Genomic DNA, 17,463 nt, shown 5'->3' with positions numbered 1-17,463 from the left:
AGGAAGGGACCTTTGCTCCGGTAGATCGGGAGCGAGGGACCTTTACTCCGGTCAGACGTGAGTAAAGGTCCCTTGCTATCGCGCCTGGGCGAAAACGGCGGGGCGCCGGGGTGGGAAAGCGCCGGTCGTCAGCCCGCCAGTTCGTCGAGCACGCCGAGTTCGCGGGCCAGGGCGATCGCGCGGTCCCGCGGCCCCGGTTCGAGGTTCTCGATCGAGGCCACCAACCGGGCCCGGCGTTCCGCGCCGACGTGCTCGAGCAGGTCCAGCGCCGCGGGCCACAGATCCCGCTCGCCCGCCACCCGCATCACGCCGTCCACCCGGTCGCCCGGGAGCAGGCCGAGCACGTGGTCGATCCGGTCCTTGTCGTCCAGGACGAACGCGGTGCGCAGCAGCGCAGCGTCGTCGATCACCTCGAGCGCCGCGAGCACCGTCCGGTCCGGCAGGTGGCCGACGAACCGGCCGATGGTGATCCAGTCCTCGCGCCGCACCAGTTCCCGGGCGACCGCGACGACCGTCGGCGCCGGGATCCGCGCGATGATCCCGGCGGCCCGGCGCGGATCCAGTTCCGCCGCGACATCGGCGAGGAACGCGGGGGAGAGGCGTTTGGCCACGTCGACCCCGCGCGAGACGTCGACCAGCCCGGCGATCCGGGCGCACAGCAGCGGGCCGAACGTCCGCTCGGCGATCTTCGCCAGCACCGCGCTGGGCAGCAGCCCGCTCGCCGCGGCCATCCGTCGCAGCGCGCCGAGGTTCGCGTCGAACAGGAAGTCGGTGACCTGATCGCGCAGGCGGCGCAGGTCCTCGGGTGTCCGGTCTTCCAGGTAGGCCAGGCGTTCGGGTTGGGTGCCGAGCAGGCGGGCGAGCTTGAGGACTTCGGCGTGCGAGTCGAGGCGCATCTACAGCCCCACCGCCTTGCGCACGGCGCCGCGCAGCAACGCGGGCACGTGCCGCAGGCCCGCCTCCCCGGCTTCGGCGAGGGCCGCGGACTGCCTGCGACGTGCGTCACGCAGGGCGTCCGCCAGGTCCTGCCGGTGTTCCTCGGGAAGCGCGACGATTCCGGCGGGCAGATCGTCCCCGAGCAGGTCGGCGAGGGTACGCCGCGGGCGCGTGCTCATCATCGGCCTCCGTTACTCGGCGTCGAGCGAGGTCGAAGATCATCATGCCTGATGGCGGAGTCCCGGGCGGGGTGATTACCGTGCGGGGTATGCCGCACGAGATCGAATCGTCACTGATCACCGTGGACGGATTGCGGGCCTATCTCTCCCGGCCGTCGGGCGGATCCCGCCAGGGCATGCTGCTGCTGCCGATGATCACCGGGATCGGCGCGCAGCTGCGGGAGTTCGCCGACGACCTCGCGCGGTCCGGGATCACCGCGCTGTCCTGGGACCCGTGGCACGGACCGAGCGCCGACGACACCCCGCTGGACGACCTGTTCGGGCTGATGCGGAAACTGGACGACGAGGTCGTGCTGGACGAGCACCGGCGACTGCTCGACCACCTGCTCGGCGAGCTGGGCTGCGCGAAGGCCGGGGTCATCGGCTGGTGCCTCGGCGGGCGGCTCGCCCTGCTCTTCGGCGGCCGGGACACCCGCGTCGCGAACGTGGTCGCCTACCACCCGACGGTCCCCGGCACCCCGGATCCGAACCACACGCTCGACGCCGCCGAGCACGCCGCGCGGATCGAGGCGCCGGTGATGATGCTGTACCCCGGCGCGGACGATCTGGTGCCGGTGGAGAGCTTCACCCGCCTGCAGACCGCGCTGAACTCGCGCGCCGGCGGGCCGAGCATCGTGCACGTCTACCCCGGCGCCGAGCACGGGTTCACCTCGCGGCAGCGGCGGGAGAAGCCGGTCAACGCCGACGCCTACGCCCTCTCGTGGCCGCAGATGCTGGAGTTCGTCCGGGTCACCACCGCCGGTTCTTGACTTTCGTCAATGGTGCCGCCGCAGGTCGGCCGGTAGCGTTCGGCGGGTGTGGGAGGGACTGCGGCGCAGGCAGGGGGTGCTGCCCGAAGCGGTGATCGGGGCGGCGCTGCTCGCGCTGCTGAGCTACGAGACCGCGGTGAACCGTTCGCCCTGGGAATTCGCCCTCGGCCTGGTGGCGGTGGTCGTTTCGGTGGTCACCGCGCGCCGGGCGCCGCTCGTCTCGCTGATCGCGACCGCGTCCTCCAGCGTCGCGATCCTGTTCGACTTCGCGGGCCGGGTGCCCGCGTGGCCGATCATGCTGATGCTGTCCATGGGGTTCCTCGCGGGCCGGCGGATGGAACACGCGCGCCCGGCCCTGATCACCTTCGCCGCGGTCTCCGCCACCGGCATCCCGATCTCGCTCGCCATCGGCCGGCACGATCTGGCGGACTGGGGCGGGATGACCACCGTCCTGGTCTTCGCCGCGCTGTTCCCCTGGCAGATCGGGCGGCATTTCCGGATGCGCGAGGAACTCGCGCGCACCGGCTGGCAGCGGGCCCAGGAGCTGGAGATCCAGCAGCGGATCGTCGCCGACGAGGCGCGGCTGCGCGAGCGGACCCGGATCGCGAGCGACATGCACGATTCGCTCGGGCACGAACTGGCCCTCATCGCGGTCCGCGCGGGTGCGCTGGAAGTCGCCGGTGGCCTGGACGAGCGGCAGAGGAGCGCGGCCACCGAACTCCGGCAGAGCGCCGCGACCGCCACCGAACGGCTGCGCGAGATCATCGGCGTGCTCCGGGCGGACGAGTCCGCGCCGACCGAACCGGCCGACGCGACCATCGGCGAACTCGTCGAGCGCGCCCGGGCCTCCGGGATCGAGATCAGGTCCGATGTGGACGATGGTGGCGAGGCCCCGCCCATGGTCGAGCGCGCGGCCTACCGGGTAGTCCAGGAGGCGCTCACCAACGTGGCCAAGCATGCGCCGGGAGCGGCGGTGACCGTGCGGGTCACCCGGACCAAAGAGGAGACCGCGGTCCGCGTCCGCAACACCGCCCCGCCCGCGGGACCGCTGCCCGGCCTGCCGTCCGGGCGGCGCGGGCTGGCCGGGCTGCGGGAGCGGGTCCGCCTGGTCGGCGGGACGCTGCGCGCGGGCGCGGCCGGCGGCGGCTTCGAGGTGGTGGCGACGCTGCCGCACCACGGTTCGCCCGCGCCTGCCAGCCCGGTCACCGACGCGGAACTGTCCGAATCCGCCCGGCAACTGGCCCAGCGGCGGCGGCAGGTGCGGCGCAGCCTGGTCTACGCGTTGATCATGCCGCCGTCGATCATGGCGGCGATCGCCGCGGTGGCCGGGATCTGGTTCGCCTACACCTGGCTGACCTCGCAGCTCAACTTCGGCGAGTACGACCAGATGCGGATCGGCCAGCCCCGCGATGAGATCGCGCACCTGCTGCCCCCGCGCCAGCGCGACGAACGGCCCCCCGGTCCGGAACCGGCCTCGCCGCCTGGATCGGTGTGCGAGTTCTACGGCACCGGCGTCAGCATGTTCGACTTCCGCAGCGACGTGTTCCGGCTGTGCTTCGTCGACGGTCGGCTCGCCTCAAAAGACCTGTTTTTGGACATCAATCAGAGGTATTACCAAGATGATTCGGGTACTGCTGGCCGATGACGAGGCGATGATCCGCGCCGGAGTCGCCGCGATCCTGGCCGCCGACGAGGGGATCGAGGTGGTCGCCGAGGCGGCGGACGGCCGCGAGGCGATCGAACGGGCCCGGAGCACGCGGCCGGACGTGGCGCTGCTGGACATCCGCATGCCCCGGCTGGACGGGTTGTCCGCGGCCGCGGAGATCCGCAAACTGGTGCCGGAGACCGCGGTGATCATCCTGACCACGTTCGGCGAGGACGCCTACATCGCGCGGGCGCTCGGCGACGGGGCGAGCGGTTTCCTGCTGAAATCGGGCGATCCGCGGGAACTCATCGCGGGCGTGCGCGCGGTCGCCGAAGGCGCGGCGTTCCTTTCGCCCAAGGTCGCGCAGCGGGTGATCGCCCAGCTGCCCGCCGGGAAGCTCTCCCGCGGCGCGGCGGCCCGGGAACAGGTCGCCGCGCTCACCGAACGGGAACGCGAAGTGCTCGCGCTGGTGGGGTCCGGACTGTCCAATGCGGACATCGCGAAGAAGTTGTTCGTGGTGGAGGGGACGGTCAAGGCGTATGTGAGCGCCATCCTGAACCGGCTCGGCGCGAAGAACCGGGTGCAGGCCGCCATCGTCGCCTACGAAGCCGGTCTGGTGGCGTAACGGAGAGTCTGTCTTCGGTCCCTCGGACTTGGTTCCCGTACAAGAGACGGTGACCGGTCTGGGCGTGCAGGCGCGGCCTGGCTGCCGTCCCGATGCTCGTCGCGCTTTGTCGGCTAGGAGGGGCCGCAACGAGGCCGTGCTCGTCGGGGTGCCCGGGGGCGCCTGCCGAAATGGGGAACTCGGCCTGCCGAAACGAGGGACTCGCGCGTCCGAAACGGGGGACACGCGCCAGCGGGATGCCCACCCGCGGCGAGTCCCCTCGTCCTTGGTCGCGTGTGTTCCCCGTTCCGGTACCCGGAGGACACCAGTGTGGCTTTCGGGGCGTTGAAGGTACCGAACGCCGCATTGGGTACCTCCGAGCACCACCACCCGCGCGGTTTCGCACTGTGTCGGCTAAGTGCGGGCTCGTCGAACGGAAACGCCAGGTCACAAGTAGGTGACCAAATGAGAGCCCGTTCTAACCGGCCGGAACACTCACGACGGGCGGGGTCCAGTCGGCGATCGCGGCGGCGGCGCGCGCGGTCAGGCTCGACGGCAGCAGCCGGAGGGCGGTGTCGCGTGCGGCGACCGCGAGCGGATTCGTCAGCTGCGGACCGGCCTTGCCCGCCCGCGCGGATCGCGTGGCGATCGTCTGGCTGCGCGGGCGGCGTTGTGCGTCGTAGCGGGCGAGCAGATCCGGCACCTCGGCAGACCGGGCGGCGAGCGCGGCGAGCACCACCGCGTCCTCGATGGCCTGGCACCCGCCCTGGCCGAGGAACGGGGGCATCGCGTGCGCCGCGTCGCCGAGCAGCACGACCCGTCCGTGCACATAGGACGGTAGCGGGGTGGCGAGCCAGTACAGGTCGTGGTGCAGGATCCGTTCGGCGGGGGTGCGTTCGATCACGTCCCGCAACTGCCGGTGGAACGAGGCGAACCGCTCGCGCAGGAAGGCTTTCGGATCCGCGTGCCGGACGCCCGGCGGGCTGACCAGCGAGATGTACCAGTACGCCTTCTCCTCGGCCAGCGCCATCAGGCCGAATTCGACGCCCGGGGCCATGGTGCCCGCCAGGTCCCGCGGCCGCGGCCAGTCGATCACCGCGCGGAAGGCGGTGGAGCCGCAGTAGACCGGGGCCGGATGCGCGGGCCACAGCCGGGATCGGAGTCCACTGTGGATTCCGTCCGCGCCGACGACCAGGTCCGCCCGCAGTTCGCCGCCCTCCCAGCGCACCACCCCGTCGGCGGTCACCTCGGTGACGTCGACGCCGGACCGCAGCGCGCCGGCGGGCAGGGCCGCGCGCAGGATGTCCAGCAGCCGGGCCCGGTGGACCGGGAGCAGCAGGCGGCCGAGCAAGCGGGCGAACTGCTCGCCGTCCACCCGGGTGAGCACCCGGCCACGCCGGTCGAGCATGCCGCCGGTGCCGTGCGAGACCCGCAGGGGAGCGAGCCGCGCCCCCACGCCGAGCTCGTCGAGGGCGCGCAAGGCGTTGGGCCACAAGGAGATTCCGGCGCCGATCTCCTCGAAAGCGGCCGCGCGTTCCAGCACGGTCACCCGCCAGCCCGCCTTGCGCAGCCCGATCGCCGCGCTCAGCCCGCCGATCCCGCCGCCGACCACCACCGCATGTGCCACGGCCGCCTCCTCTACGTCTGTAGAGAACTCTACCCCTGTAGAGACTCGGTTAGGCTGGGGATGTGGCAGGTGTTACCGGGGACCGGATCGCGCTGATCGGCGACACCGCGCTCGAGGTGATCGCGCGGGACGGGATGCGCGGGCTGACCCACCGCGCGGTGGACCGGGCGGCGGGGCTGCCCGCGGGATCCACCTCGTACTACGCCCGCACCCGGCTGGCCCTGCTGGAACTGGCCGTCGCGCGGATCGTCGAACTGGACCACGTGGAGCTGGACCCCCCGGAGGACGTGGCGGGTTTCGCCGAGTACATCGCGCGGTTCGTGCACGGCGCGATCACCGCGGGGCGGCTGCGGATGATCGCGCGCTACGAGTTCGCGCTCGAAGCCACGCGCCGCGAGGAACTGCGCGCGATCTACGACCGGGCGGGCCAGGCGCTTCGCGTGCGCGCCGCCGAGGTGCTGGCCAGGGTGGGTTCGGCCGAGCCGGAACGGCACGCGCGGATGCTGGTCACCTGGTGCGACGGCCTCATCTTCGACTCGGTCGCGGGTGCCGGGTCGAAAAGCCCGCCCAGCCTGGCCGAGCTGACCCGGAGCACCCGCGACCTGCTCGCCGCGATCCTCAGGCATCCCGCCGGGTGAGCACCATCCGCCCGGCCGCCAGGCTCACCGCCGACCACACCGCGCAGATCAGCAGGCCGATCCACGGCGCGTACGGGGACGGGGTGTGGAACACCGGGTTCTGCTGCCCGGAACCGACCATCCCGTTCGTTCCGGCGAGCCCGGGGAAGAAGCCCAGGATGGCCTCACCGCCCAGCGGCGCGAACACCATCGGCAGCGCGAGCAGGATCGCGAACACCAGCGTGATCGCCCCGGCGGTACTGCGCACCGCGGCGCCCACACCGAGCGCGAGCAGCCCGAGCAGCGCGAAGTAGGCGCCCATCCCGGTCATCGCGAGCAGGGCCGCGGGCACCGTGGTCGTCCGGCCGAGGCCGCCGAGCAGCGGCTGCGCGATCAGCATTCCGGCCATGGCCAGCACGAGCCCGAACACGAACAGCACGGGCACCAGCACGATGCCCTTGGCCAGCAGCATCCGATCGCGCACCGGCACCCATTGCAGGGTGGACCGGATGCTGCCGCTGGCGTACTCGCCGGTGATGAACAGCGCGGCCACGGCGAGCACCGCGAACTGGGACAGGTAGAAGCTGCCGCCGATCGCGATCTCGTGCGGGGCCATCGCGTCGTCCGCGCCGAACCGGATGGAAGACGCCACCGCCACCGCGTAGACGATCATCAGCACGGCCGCGGCGGCCAGGCTCAGCCAGGTCGAGCGCACCGACCAGAACTTCGTCCATTCGGCGTGCACGGCGCCGGTGAGACCGCCGCCGGTGCGGGCGGGAAGGGTGGTCGTGGTCATGGTTCAGCCCTGCACTTTCCGGAGTTCGGGATAACGGGCGGTCGGGTTTTCCAGCAGCGGGCTCGGTATGCCCCGCAGGTGGTGGTCGAACATCGCGGTCAGGTAGTCCCGCGCGAGCCCCAGCGCGTACCCGGAATCGATGTCGCCGTACTGGTTCGCGATCAGCCGCGGCGGCAGCCGGTCGCGCAGGCCCAGCCGGTCGACGAGCACGCCGTTGTCGGTGGCCGAGGAATGCCCGCTGCCGGTGAGCAGCAGCCACTGCTGCCAGCCGGTCACCTCCGGCCAGGCCGCACGCCAGGTGTCGCCGAACGACTCCGTCCCGATCGGACTGCTCAGCAACGCCAGCGGGCGATCCAGGCCGTGCACTTCGAACAGCGGGCCGTCGAAGTTCACGCCCGCCCGGACGCGGCGATCGGCGGCCATGGCCGCCGCGGTCGCCGATCCGCCCGCGGAATGCCCGGCCATGCCGATCCGGGACGGATCGATGAACCAGGAATTCCGGGCCAGCAAGCGGTCCAGCACGAACGAGACATCCCGCGCGCGGTTCGCCGTCGCGGCGGGCCACGGGTTCGGGTTCGTCATCCCGCACGGCAGGCAGGTCAGCATCCGGCCACCGGGGAATTCGACGTTGTTCGCCTCGTGGGCGTGGTCGATCCCGGCCACCACGAAACCCTTCGACGCCAACTGCTCGGCCAGCGCGGTGAGCGTATTGCGGCTGTTCCCGGCGCCGGGGGAGAGCAGCACGAGCGGCCACCCGCGCGGCGACGGCAGCGCGGGAGCCTCGGCCCGGGCGGCCACCCGGACCCGGGTCAACGTATCCGGTGGCAGGGGGATGCCGAGGGCTTCGACCGTCGCCGCGGATTCCGCCGGGGTCACGTACCGCGCGGGTTTTCCGCCCGGCAGCGCGGGATACCACAGCGAGACGAGCAGTTCCCGCCGTTCCTCCGGCCGCCACGGATCGGCCCGCGCGGGATCCACCAGGTCCAGGGTGGTCGTGCCGACCGGCAGGGGACCCGACGGCGCGGGGAGCGCGACCCGAGCCGGGGCGGCGGTGCCGACCGCGGTGCCGAGCAGGCCGAGGAGGACACCAAGGACAACAACCAGCGCACGCATGGTCACACCCCCGCGCCGTACTCGACCGAGGACGCGGTCAGTTCCATGTACGCCTGCTCCAGCGAAGCCCGGTGCTCGGCCAAGCCGTGCAACCGGACGCCGATCTCGTGGGCCAGATCGCCGACCTGCTCGACCGAGGCGCCGCGCACGGTCAGCTCGCCGCCGTGGTCCTCCGCCACCGCGCCCGCGGTGCGCAGCCGCCCGGCCAGCGCGGCCCGGTCGGCGGGCCGGGGCACGCGGACCCGCACGCGCGCTTCGGAATTGCCCGCGATGAACTCGTCGACCGGTGCGTCCGCGAGCAACCGGCCCCGGCCGATCACCACGAGCTGATCGGCGGTCAGTTGCATCTCGCTCATCAGGTGGCTGGACACGAACACCGTGCGGCCCTCGGCCGCCAGCGCGCGCATCAGCTGGCGGACCCAGCGCACCCCGTCCGGGTCGAGCCCGTTCACCGGCTCGTCGAACAGCAGGGTTCCCGGATCGCCGAGCAGCGCGCCGGCGATGCCGAGCCGCTGCCCCATCCCGAGCGAGAACTGCCCGGCGCGTTTGCCCGCGACGCCGGTGAGGCCGACCGTGCCGAGCACCTCGTCGACCCGGCTCGCCGGGATTCCGTTGCTGCGCGCCATGGCGAGCAGGTGCTTGCCCGCGCTGCGGCCCGGGTGCAGCGCCTTCGCTTCCAGCAGCGCGCCGACCTCCCGCAGCGGATGCCGGAGTTCGGCGTACCGCTTGCCGTTGACCAGCGCCTCGCCGGAGGTCGGCCGGTCCAGGCCGAGCAGCATGCGCATGGTGGTCGACTTCCCGGCGCCGTTCGGACCGAGGAACCCGGTGACCTTTCCGCTCGGGATGTCGAAGGTCAGCTCGTCGACCGCCGTTTTCTCCCCGTACCGCTTGGTCAGTGACCGAAGCGTGATCATGAACCCCTCCTGGTTTTCGCGGTGTCATGAGCACGCTAGAAACCGGAGCGGGGTGTCCACAGCGCACTTTGGCCCGCGGTCATCCCTTACTTTCGTCAGGGTTCGTGCGGCGTCCGTGTCCACCGGCAGGCACAATGCGGCGCATGACCACTGGCGCCTCGAGCCCCCGGCGACGCCGGGTCAGCCCGCTTGACCTGGCCATGCTGGTGCTCGCGATCTTCTCCGTGGGCCTGCTCCTCTACGTCACCTTCTTTCCGCATTCCGACGCCACCGCGCATCGGGTGTTCATTATCGACACGAGCATCTGCGGGGTCTTCTTCCTGGAATTCCTGTGGCGCTGGCGCAAACGCCGCTGGGAACCGAAGTTCCCGCTCCGCAACTGGTACGAGATCCTCGGCATGATCCCGATAGCGCATCCCGCCCTGCGCGGTTTCCGGCTGCTGCGGATCATCGCGGTGCTCGTCCGGCTCGCCCGCACGGCCGATCGCGCGTTCGGCGAACTCTTCACCCAGCGGCTCGTCGAACGGCTTTCCCGGCCGATCGTCCTGGCGATCAAGAAACCGATCACCATCGCGGTGCTCGACGAGGTGGTCAAGGTGCTGGAAACCGGGAACTACCCGCAGAACCTGGCGCGGTCGCTGAGCGAGAACCAGACCATGCTGCGCACGATCGTCACCGAGAAGCTCAAGAACGACCCGCAGGCGGGCCGGTTGTCGCGGCTGCCGTTCCACGACGAGATCGTGCGCACGGTGGTCGACACGGTCATGCGGATCACCCTGGAAGTCCTCACCGATCCGCGGATCGACGAGTTCTTCGCGCACGTCGTGCGGGAGAACCGGGAACAGATCCGGCAGGCGGTGCAGATGGGGCTGCACGAGGACGAAGATCCCGAGGACTACGAACAGCGCGCCCAAGCCCTGCCCACCCGGCCCCAGCACGAATTGCTCCACTGACCGGGCGAGCAGGGCGGTTCACCTAGCGGAAATCAGTACCACCATTTGTGGTACAGGTGGTTGTCGGTGCCTTCGACGAAGACGTCGATCCGGTTGTAACCCCAGGAAACGGCCGAAGGGTTGTGCAGGAAGACCCCGCCGAGGCCCTCCCAGCCGGACCAGCTGCTGCCGTTCCACCACTTGTGGTAGAGCTGGTTGTCGGTTCCGGTGCCGAAGATGTCGATGCGGTTCGGGCCCCAGGAAACGGCCGCCGGGTTGTCGATGATGACCCCGCCCAGGTCTTCCCAGCCGGACCAGCCGCCGCTGTACCACTTGTGGTACACGTGGTTGTCGGTTCCCTTGACGAACACGTCCAGCCGCCCGGAAGACCACGACGAGACCGCGGGGCCCGCGGTGATGACGCCCCCGAGGTCCTCCCAGCCGGACCAGGCGCTGCCGTTCCACCACTTGTGCCACAGGTGGTTGTCGGTGCCCCGGCCGAAGACGTCGATGCGGTTCGGGCCCCAGGAGACCGCCGCCGGATTGTCGATGATGTTGCCGCCCAAGCTTTCCCAGCCGGACCAGTTGCTGCCGTTCCACCACTTGTGCCACAGCGCCGAATCGGTGCCGCGGCCGAAGACGTCGAGCCGGTTGGCCGACCACGACGAAACGGCGGTGCCCGCGGTCAGGACGCCGCCGAGATCCTCCCAGCCCGACCAGGTGTTGACGACCACGTCGTCGTTCGGCTGCTGCCCGGCGGTGGCGGTGCCGAGTGGCGCGATTACCGAGAATACGGCAATCAAGATGGTGATTAACGCCCGTCTTCGCATTACAACTCCTCGGTATTTTTTTGCGGTCAATGAGGGATCCCTGGTTGGGAAGCTAGCATTGATTCCCGTTTTCGCTTGCCGGAAAGGGAAAAACCCTCGTTTCGAGCAGTAGGCGGGCCGGGTGGGCGACGGAGGGTTCCGGAGATAGCTTTCGTTAATGCGCCAGGTGGCTGTTTTCGCGAATCGAAAGTGTGAGTTGAAGCCTCAGCATCTCGTGCCGATAATTCTTGCTCCGCGCGATTTCGGCGGTTTCGCCTCAGCCGCGTGCGCGCCGGGTGGTGTGCCGGGTCGGCGTGGCCGCCCAGGGATCCTCGGGCCACGGGTGCTTCGGGTAGCGGCCGCGAAGTTCGGCGCGAACGGCCGGATAACCGTTGCGCCAGAAGGACTCCAGATCCGAAGTGACCGCGGCGGGGCGCCCCGCGGGGGAGAGCAGGCGGAGCACGACCGGAACCCGCCCGGCCGCGATCCTCGGCGTTTCGGCCCAGCCGAAGGTCTCCTGCAGTTTGACCGCCAGCGCCGGCACGTCCCCCGAATAGTCCACCCGGATCCGCGAACCGGAGGGGACTTCGAGCCGATCGGGGGCGAGTTCGTCGAAGCGGGCGGCTTCCGGCCACGGCAGCAGCCTGCGCAGCGCCGCGGCCGTGTCGATCCGCGCGAGATCGGCCCGCCGCCGGGCGGTGGCCAGTTCCGGGGCCAGCCATTCCTCCACTGTGGACACCAGCGCCGGTTCGGAAACGTCCGGCCAGGCCGCCCCGACTTCCCGGTGCAGGAAGGACAGGCGTTCGCGGAGCCGGATCGCCTCGGCGGGCCAGGGCAGCAACTCGGTGCCGTGCTTGCGGAATCCCGCCACCAGGGCCGTGCGCACGAGGCCGGGATCGGGATCGCGCAGGGGCCGGTCGGCGAGCACGATCGCGCCCAGGCGGCGCACCGAACGGGCGGTCACGTCCCCGTCGCGCCACGCCACTTCGTCCACATCGGACACCAGGTTCGGCGCCGCGCGGGCCGCCAGTTCGGCGTCCGCCCGGGCGGCCAGGCGGACCACGCCGTGCGCGCGCCCGGGATCCCGGGTGGCTTCGGCGACGGCCAGCCATTCGGCGTCCGCGAGCCCGCTCCCGGGCGGGAGTTCGGCGGCCGTGCCGCCCGCCAGCAGGTACACCGGCGACCCGGGTCCGCGCCGCCGCGCGAGCCGTTCCGGATGCGCCAGCGCGACGACCAGCGCGGGATCGGGGCGGTCCGGGCCACCGGGGACCAGCCCGGCCAGCCGGTCCGCCTCCCGCCGCCACCGCCGGGCGGGCTCGTCGGTGGCATTGCGCAGGCGCCGCAGTTCGGCGTCCACATCGGTCAGCGAACCCCCGGCGTCGAGCAGGGCGACCACCTCCGCGGCGGGCCGGGCGCCGACCTCGGCGGCGCCGTCCAGCAGTGCCCGTGCCAGCCGGGGATGCAGGCCGAGCCCGGCCATCGCGCGCCCCCGCGCGGTGACCTCGCCGTCCCCGCCGGTCGCGCCCAGCGTGCGCAGCAGGGCGCGAGCGGCGGCGAGCGGCCCCTCGGCGGGCGGATCCCACCACGCCAGGCCGCTCCCGTCCGGCGTCGACCAGCAGGCCAGTTCCAGGGCGAGCCGGGCCAGTTCGGCGGTCCGGATCTCCGGCTCGGGGTAGGCGGGCAGGCTCGCCTGATCGTGCCGCGCCCAGCAGCGGTAGGCGACGCCGGGCGCCTCGCGCCCGGCGCGCCCGGCGCGCTGCTCGGCCACCGCCGCGGACACCCGCACGGTGGCCAGGCCCGGCAGCCCGCGCCGGTGGTCGACGCGCGGCACCCGGGCCTGCCCGGAATCCACCACCGCCCGCACCCCGGGCACGGTGAGGCTGGATTCGGCGACCGCCGTGGCCAGCACCACGCGGCGGCGCGCGCCCGGCCGCAGCGCCGCGTCCTGCTTCGCGGCGGGCAGCCTGCCGTGCATCGGCAGCACGTCCACATCGGGCAAATCGGAAAGCGACGCGTGCACCCGCGAGATCTCCCCCACCCCGGGCAGGAACACCAGCACGTCACCGTCTACTTCGGACAAAGCGGTGCGAATGGCCCGGGCCACGCAGGCTTCGGCGCGTTCGTTCCGGGCGGGCGGGGAGTACCGCACGTCGACCGGGTGGGCGCGGGCCCGCGCGGTGATCACCGGGGCCTCGCCGAGCAGAGTGGCCAGCCGGTCCGCGGCCACCGTCGCGGAGGTCGCCAGCAGGGTGAGGTCGTCCCGCAGGCCACCGCGCACGTCGAGCAGCAGCGCCAGCAGCAGATCGGCGTCCAGGTGCCGCTCGTGGCATTCGTCCAGCAGCACGGTCGAGACTCCGGGCAGTTCGGGATCGCCCTGCAGTCGCCGCACGAGCAGGCCCGAGGTCACCACCTCGATCCGGGTGCGCGCGGAAACCTTCCGGTCGCCGCGCACGGAGTAGCCGACGGTTTCCCCGACCCGTTCGCCCAGCAGCGCGGCCATCCGGGCGGCCGCGGCCCGCGCGGCGAGGCGCCGCGGTTCGGCGACCAGGATCCGCCCCCGGACGCGTTCGGCCAGGGCGAGCGGCACGACCGTGGTCTTCCCGGTGCCAGGCGGCGCGACCAGCACCGCCGTGCCGTGGGCGTCCAGCGCCGCGCCCAGTTCGCCGAGCACTTCCCGAACCGGCAGATCGGGCAGCTTCACTTCTCGTTGACCTCCGGCGGTGGCGGCAGTTGATAACCCGACGGCCCGATATTGGCTTTCAGCGAATTCAGCCACACGCCGGTGGAGATCATTTTCCGGATCGCGTCGTTCAGTTTCGCCTGGCCCTCGGGATCGCCCAGGCGCAGCCCGATGCCGTAGCGCTCGGTGGAGAACGGGTGACCGACCAGCCGCAGCAGTTCCGGATTCTGCGCGGCATATCCGGCGAGAATGGCCGCGTCGGTGGTGACCGCGTCCACCTGCCCGGCCAGCAGCGCGGTCACGCAGTCCGGATAGCGCGGGTACTCCACCAGTTGCACGGCCTGCGCGAACCGGTCCTTCACCTTCTGCGCCGGGGTCGAACCGGTGACCGAGCACAGTTTCCGGCCGTTCAGCACCTCCGGGCCGGTGATGTCCGTCGACGACAACCGGACCAGCAGATCCTGCCCGGTGGTGAAGTACGGGCCCGCGAACGCCACCACCTGCTTGCGCCGGTCGGTGATCGAATACGCGGCGACGATCAGGTCCACCGCCCCCGAGGTGAGGTCGTTCTCCCGGGTCGCCGCGCTGGTCTCCCGCCAGGTGATGTCCTTCGCTTTCACCCCCAGCTCACCGGCCACGAACCGGGCCACGTCGACGTCGAAGCCGACCTGCCGGCCGTCGACCGTGCGTTCGGCGAGGCCCGGCTGGTCGAACCGGATGCCGATGGTGAGTTTTCCGGTGTCCTCCGCACGGGTGATCACCGAATTCTCACTCGCCCCCGACGAGCAGGCGACACCGCCGCAGAGCAGGACGAACGATACGAACATTCGGATGAACCGCATCGGCGTCTCCCCTCCCGGCGGTGGGATGACCTCACGGCGTTCTTAAGGCCGCCCGATAGCCTATGCCTGTGCGCCGACCGTCGCCCAAGGCACTCGACATCATCGGGACGCTGGTCAGACTGGGTCTGGCCGCGATGTGGCTGATTTACGGCGCGGTCAAATTCAGCGACCCCGGCCAGACCTACGTGGCCGTGCGGGCCTTCGACATCCTGCCCGGGAGCCTGGTCGGTTTCGTCGCGACCACGATGCCCCTGCTCGAACTCGTGGTCGGGGTGGTCGTGCTCGCCGGGCTCGCCACCCGGTTCGCGGCGGCGGTGTCCGTGCTGATGCTGCTCGCGTTCATCGCGGCGATCGCGCAGGCGTGGGCGCGCGGGCTGACCATCGACTGCGGCTGCCTCGGCGGGGGTGGCCAGGTCGCGGCCGGCCAGACCGAGTATCCGCAGGAAATCCTGCGCGACGTCGGCTACCTGCTGCTCGCCGGATGGCTGACCGTGCGGCCGCGCACACTGTTCTCGCTCGACGGCTGGCTCGGCTGGAACCGGCCCGCGCGCGACGAGTACTCGGGTGAACCGGAAGGGACTTGATCAGGTGGGTGGAGCGGAGCGCGCCGAGCGCAAGCGGCGCCAGCAGGAGACCGCGGGCTCGCGGGCCGTGGCGCAGGCCCGCGGTGGCGGCAACCAGACGAAGGTGATCGTCGCCGTCGTCGGCGTGGTGCTGCTCGCCGCCGCGGTGATCGGCGGGGTGATCTGGACGAACTCCTCGAAGAACAAGACCGAGGGGCAGACCATCGACCCGAAGTCCGGGCAGACCGTCGCGGCGGGCGTCGTCGAGAAGCGCGAGGGCGTCGTGGTGGTCGCCGGGAAACCGGATGCGAAGACCACGGTCGACGTGTACGCGGACTTCCTCTGCCCGGCCTGCGGCCAGTTCCAGAAGCGGGACGGGGCCAAGCTCGAGGAGAAGATCAACGCGGGCGATCTGAAGGTGCGCTACCACATGGTGCCGATGCTGGTCGAAGCGTCGGACCCGCCCGGGTACTCGCTGGATTCCGCCAACGCGGCGCTGGCCGCGGCCGACGCGGGCAAGTTCACCGCGTACCACGACAGCCTGTTCGCCGCCCAGCCCGAAGAGGGCAAGCGGGGGTACGACAAGGGCCAGCTGATCGATTTGGGCAAGCGCGTCGGCATCACCGATCCGAACTTCGCGACGAGCGTGCAGAACGGCGTCTACAACCAGCAGCTGATCAGCGAGTTCGAGAAGACCCAGCAGGACCCGAACTTCAAGGGCACGCCGACCGTGACGGCGAACGGCCAGCGGGTCGAGCTCGGGGACCCCGGCTGGCTGGACAAGCTGATCGCCGCGAACCGGGGCTAGCCGCGGCCGTCTGATCTGGCCGTTTTCACCCGTGTGGGCGTCCCCGGTGGTTTAGTCTGAACCCGGCGTGTCCGAGGGGAACCGCGCGGTGAGCGGGCACGTCGCACTCCAGGTCAGAGGAGGGGTAAGTGGACGGCACACCACGACAGGGTTTCCACGTCGAAGAGGGCGCCTACGGCAGCTACGCCCGGCAGATCGACCCGCTGGGGGACGAGGTGCGGGGCGCGGTCGACAAGCACCTGGCGCCGCACGCCGACGTGGACGGCGACGGGTTCGGCGAACTCGGCCACGAGACCGGGCTGGCCGACGCCTACCGCGGTCGCATGCAAGGTTTGCAGGACGACATCCGCAAGCTCGGCGGCAACTGGCGCGACATGGCCGACGCGTCGCGCCGGACGCAGGGCAACTACGACGTGCTCGAAGGCGATCACCAGCAGGTGATGCGCGATCTGGGTAAGGACCTGGCGTGACTGAACATGGCGCATTGCATGTCCTGGCGCGGAACGCGAACGAGGCGACGCTCAAGATCCGGCACAACGCGAGCGGGCTGACCGACGCCTCGCAGGGCCACCGGCAGACCCAGCTCGCGCTGAGCAACGCGGGCGGCACCGCGCAGACCCAGCGCGCGTACCTGGCCGACAACTCGGGCGGGGCCACCACCGACCGCGCGACCGGGGCGTCGGCCAACCTGGAGAAATCGCTCGAGCAGGTCAAGGGGCAGAGCCAGGAGATCCAGAGCGCGGTGGAGAAGACCACCGAGGCGCTCAAGATCGCCGAGACGACGAACCAGCAGAAGCTGGACGAGTTCGTGCGCGAGGCCACCCAGATCATGTCGGCGATCCAGTCGGTCAAGCAGGCCGATCCGGCGGGCGCCCGGCAGATGCTGGTCGACCGGCTCACCGAACTCGGCCGGCGGCTCGACATCGACGTCGCCGCGAACCTCCGCCAGGCCGACGGCGTGCTGACCCAGATCGCGTCGAGCCTGTCCGCCGGGGGCCGCCAGTCGACCACTACGTCCAGCGCGGGCAGTGCGCCGCCGCGTTCGTTCAACCGCGGTGGCGGCGGACGCGGCGGCGGTGGGGGAGGCGGCGGTGGCCGGGCCTCCAAACCGCGGCTGCCGGTGGCCATCCCGCCGCAGCCGGGCACCGGCGTGGACGTGAACCTGCCCGACGGCAGCACGGTGAAGGCCCCGAACGAGACCGCTGCGAAGGCCGTGCGCGCGGCGATCTCCCAGCTCGGCGTGCCGTACGTGTGGGGCGGCACCGCGCGGGGCCAGGGACTGGACTGCAGCGGCCTCACCATGACCTCGTACGGCGAGGCGGGGCTGACCATCCCGCGCACCGCGGCGACGCAGACGGTGGGCGCCGAGGTGCCCTCGCAGGACCAGCTGCTGCCCGGCGACCTGGTGGTGTGGTCCGGGCACGTGGCGATGGTCGTCGGCAACGGCCAGATGATCGAGGCCGGGGACCCGGTGCAGATCGGCCCGATCCGGACCACGAACGCCGGCCAGCAGTTCATCGGTTTCTACCGCCCCACCGGGTAATTCCCCCGGTTCGACGAGCGATAACCTGCGCAACGGACACGGGAGG

Annotated in this window: 18 protein-coding genes; 9 read left to right on the top strand and 9 right to left on the bottom strand. The window is 71.4% G+C overall.

Annotated features, from left to right (window positions below):
* Window positions 1-128: 128 nt before the first annotated feature.
* Window positions 129-896 (bottom strand): hypothetical protein, encoded by a 768-nt coding sequence (locus FXO23_RS18075; RefSeq protein WP_158886344.1) that lies wholly within the window; start codon window positions 894-896, stop codon window positions 129-131.
* On the bottom strand, window positions 897-1,118 hold the full coding sequence (locus FXO23_RS18070; RefSeq protein ID WP_246257490.1) for a hypothetical protein: 222 nt from the start codon (window positions 1,116-1,118) through the stop codon (window positions 897-899).
* Window positions 1,119-1,204: 86 nt separating this feature from the next.
* On the opposite strand from FXO23_RS18070, the gene FXO23_RS18065 reads away from it, so the two are divergent.
* The 3 genes from FXO23_RS18065 to FXO23_RS18055 are packed head-to-tail and all read left to right on the top strand — an operon-like array spanning window position 1,205 to window position 4,194.
* Window positions 1,205-1,924, top strand: a complete 720-nt coding sequence (locus tag FXO23_RS18065) for a dienelactone hydrolase family protein (RefSeq protein ID WP_158886342.1) — start codon at window positions 1,205-1,207, stop codon at window positions 1,922-1,924.
* Window positions 1,925-1,970: 46 nt separating this feature from the next.
* Window positions 1,971-3,569 carry a sensor histidine kinase gene (locus FXO23_RS18060; RefSeq protein ID WP_246257488.1) on the top strand — a complete coding sequence of 533 codons (1,599 nt, stop codon included), beginning with the start codon at window positions 1,971-1,973 and terminating at the stop codon, window positions 3,567-3,569.
* Window positions 3,544-4,194 (top strand): response regulator transcription factor, encoded by a 651-nt coding sequence (locus tag FXO23_RS18055; RefSeq protein ID WP_158886340.1) that lies wholly within the window; start codon window positions 3,544-3,546, stop codon window positions 4,192-4,194. Before FXO23_RS18060 ends, FXO23_RS18055 begins: the two co-directional genes overlap by 26 nt.
* 457 nt (window positions 4,195-4,651) lie before the next feature.
* Here FXO23_RS18055 and FXO23_RS18050 read toward each other — a convergent pair whose 3' ends face one another.
* Window positions 4,652-5,800 (bottom strand): FAD-dependent monooxygenase, encoded by a 1,149-nt coding sequence (locus FXO23_RS18050; protein WP_158886338.1) that lies wholly within the window; start codon window positions 5,798-5,800, stop codon window positions 4,652-4,654.
* Between the two features lie 62 nt (window positions 5,801-5,862).
* Here FXO23_RS18050 and FXO23_RS18045 point away from each other — a divergent pair, with 62 nt between their 5' ends.
* Complete coding sequence (locus FXO23_RS18045) at window positions 5,863-6,438, top strand: TetR/AcrR family transcriptional regulator (RefSeq protein WP_246257483.1); 576 nt, start codon at window positions 5,863-5,865, stop codon at window positions 6,436-6,438.
* Here the strand turns inward: FXO23_RS18045 and FXO23_RS18040 are convergent.
* From FXO23_RS18040 to FXO23_RS18030, 3 genes are read right to left on the bottom strand one after another with little or no spacing between them, the layout of a single operon-like run.
* Complete coding sequence (locus FXO23_RS18040; RefSeq protein WP_158886336.1) at window positions 6,419-7,213, bottom strand: ABC transporter permease; 795 nt, start codon at window positions 7,211-7,213, stop codon at window positions 6,419-6,421. The genes FXO23_RS18045 and FXO23_RS18040 overlap by 20 nt on opposite strands.
* Window positions 7,214-7,216: 3 nt before the next feature.
* The gene (locus FXO23_RS18035) at window positions 7,217-8,326 is read right to left on the bottom strand and encodes an alpha/beta hydrolase family protein (protein ID WP_158886334.1); all 1,110 of its coding nucleotides are present in this window, start codon (window positions 8,324-8,326) and stop codon (window positions 7,217-7,219) included.
* A 2-nt stretch (window positions 8,327-8,328) separates the two neighbouring features.
* Window positions 8,329-9,240: an ATP-binding cassette domain-containing protein gene (locus FXO23_RS18030; protein ID WP_158886332.1), complete on the bottom strand. Its 912-nt coding sequence runs from the start codon at window positions 9,238-9,240 to the stop codon at window positions 8,329-8,331.
* Window positions 9,241-9,383: 143 nt separating this feature from the next.
* On the opposite strand from FXO23_RS18030, the gene FXO23_RS18025 reads away from it, so the two are divergent.
* Window positions 9,384-10,193, top strand: a complete 810-nt coding sequence (locus tag FXO23_RS18025) for an ion transporter (protein ID WP_158886330.1) — start codon at window positions 9,384-9,386, stop codon at window positions 10,191-10,193.
* A 32-nt stretch (window positions 10,194-10,225) separates the two neighbouring features.
* On the opposite strand, the gene FXO23_RS18020 is transcribed toward FXO23_RS18025, so the two are convergent.
* The 3 genes from FXO23_RS18020 to FXO23_RS18010 form a co-directional block, all read right to left on the bottom strand.
* Window positions 10,226-10,975, bottom strand: coding sequence for a PLL family lectin (locus FXO23_RS18020; protein ID WP_246257480.1), 750 nt, complete (start codon window positions 10,973-10,975; stop codon window positions 10,226-10,228).
* Between the two features lie 283 nt (window positions 10,976-11,258).
* Entirely contained in the window at window positions 11,259-13,682 is a 2,424-nt protein-coding gene (gene hrpB, locus FXO23_RS18015; protein WP_158886326.1) for an ATP-dependent helicase HrpB, read from the bottom strand.
* A complete protein-coding gene (locus FXO23_RS18010; RefSeq protein ID WP_158886324.1) occupies window positions 13,679-14,503 on the bottom strand; it encodes a glutamate ABC transporter substrate-binding protein in 825 nt (274 codons plus the stop codon). Before FXO23_RS18010 ends, hrpB begins: the two co-directional genes overlap by 4 nt.
* 68 nt (window positions 14,504-14,571) lie before the next feature.
* On the opposite strand from FXO23_RS18010, the gene FXO23_RS18005 reads away from it, so the two are divergent.
* From FXO23_RS18005 to FXO23_RS17990, 4 genes are all read left to right on the top strand, one after another.
* Entirely contained in the window at window positions 14,572-15,087 is a 516-nt protein-coding gene (locus tag FXO23_RS18005) for a MauE/DoxX family redox-associated membrane protein (protein ID WP_281356549.1), read from the top strand.
* A 4-nt stretch (window positions 15,088-15,091) separates the two neighbouring features.
* Complete coding sequence (locus FXO23_RS18000) at window positions 15,092-15,874, top strand: DsbA family protein (RefSeq protein ID WP_158886320.1); 783 nt, start codon at window positions 15,092-15,094, stop codon at window positions 15,872-15,874.
* Window positions 15,875-16,002: 128 nt separating this feature from the next.
* Window positions 16,003-16,344: a hypothetical protein gene (locus FXO23_RS17995; RefSeq protein WP_158886318.1), complete on the top strand. Its 342-nt coding sequence runs from the start codon at window positions 16,003-16,005 to the stop codon at window positions 16,342-16,344.
* On the top strand, window positions 16,341-17,417 hold the full coding sequence (locus tag FXO23_RS17990) for a C40 family peptidase (protein ID WP_179956802.1): 1,077 nt from the start codon (window positions 16,341-16,343) through the stop codon (window positions 17,415-17,417). Before FXO23_RS17995 ends, FXO23_RS17990 begins: the two co-directional genes overlap by 4 nt.
* Window positions 17,418-17,463: the final 46 nt, after the last annotated feature.

Origin of the sequence: Amycolatopsis anabasis, from assembly GCF_009765355.1 — a bacterium.
Classification (GTDB): Bacteria; Actinomycetota; Actinomycetes; order Mycobacteriales; family Pseudonocardiaceae; genus Amycolatopsis; species Amycolatopsis anabasis.
The sequence above is the reverse complement of the archived record's forward strand: the minus strand, read 5'-3'. Positions and strand labels throughout refer to the sequence as shown.